Source organism: Streptomyces sp. NPDC006265, assembly GCF_040613555.1.
Taxonomy (GTDB): Bacteria; Actinomycetota; Actinomycetes; order Streptomycetales; family Streptomycetaceae; genus Streptomyces.
Genome location: NZ_JBEXSH010001548.1, coordinates 1 through 1,009, shown reverse-complemented (window position 1 = coordinate 1,009; position 1,009 = coordinate 1). Strand labels below are relative to the sequence as shown.

The window sequence follows — 1,009 nt, the reverse complement described above, 5'->3', positions numbered from 1 at the left end:
GCGGTGGCGGGCCCTGCATCTGGCCGGGTGTGCCGTGCTGCTGGCAGCCGCGGTGACCGGTGGGGCCATCGCGGTCGGGGGTGTGCAGGACCGCGGGGCCGGTGTCGACGCCGTGTCGGCGGCCGGGTCGCTGTCGCCCGGCGATCTCGCCCGGGGGGATCTCGACGCGGGCATCGCCTCCCTGCAGAAGCATCTCCGGGCCCAGCCGAAGGACTACGGCAGTTGGGCCACCCTCGGGGTCGCCTACGTCGAGCAGGCCCGCACGAAGGGCGACCCCTCCCGGTATCCGCAGGCGCAGCGCGCCCTGAAGCGGTCCGCCGGACTGGAACCCGGCAACGACCAGGCCCTGGCGGGGCAGGCCGCCCTCGCCGCCGCCCGGCACGACTTCCCCGGCGCCCTCACGCACGCCGACCGGGCCCTGAAGCAGAACCCCTACAACGAACGCGCCCTGTGCACCCGGATCGACGCCCTCGTCGAACTCGGCCGGTACGACGACGCCGCGAAGGCCGCCGACACCGCCGACGACAGGCGCCCCGGGATACCCGTCTTCACGCGTTACGCGTACGTGCACGAGCTGCGCGGCGACGTCCGCACGGCACGTGCGGTGCTGGAGCGCGCCCTGAGCTCGGCGCACGCACCCGCCGACGTCGCGTACGTCGCCACCGCCCTCGGGCAACTCGCCTGGAACCAGGGCGAGTACAAGAGGGCCCTCGGTCACTACGCCCGTGCCCTCGCCGCCGACGACGCGTACCTGCCCGCCCTGGAGGGCCGTGCCCGCGCCCAGGCCGCGAGCGGTGACCGGACGGCCGCCGTACGGGAGCTGGAGCAGGTCGTCGCCCGGTTCCCGCTGCCCGGCCCGCTCGTCGCCCTCGGCGAGCTGTACGAGGACCGCGGCGCCGACGGCGACCGCGCGAAGGCCGGGGACCAGTACGCCCTCGTCGACGCCTGGACGGCCCTCGCCAGGGCCGGCGGCGCCAACACCGACCTCGAGACGGCCATGGCCGCCGCC

The 1,009-nt window shown here is 75.9% G+C and carries 1 protein-coding gene; it reads left to right on the top strand.

Annotation, left to right across the window (positions count from 1 at the left end; translation table 11 throughout):
* On the top strand, positions 1–1,009 hold a 1,009-nt coding region (locus ABZ281_RS50520), incomplete at both ends, for a tetratricopeptide repeat protein (protein WP_356665696.1).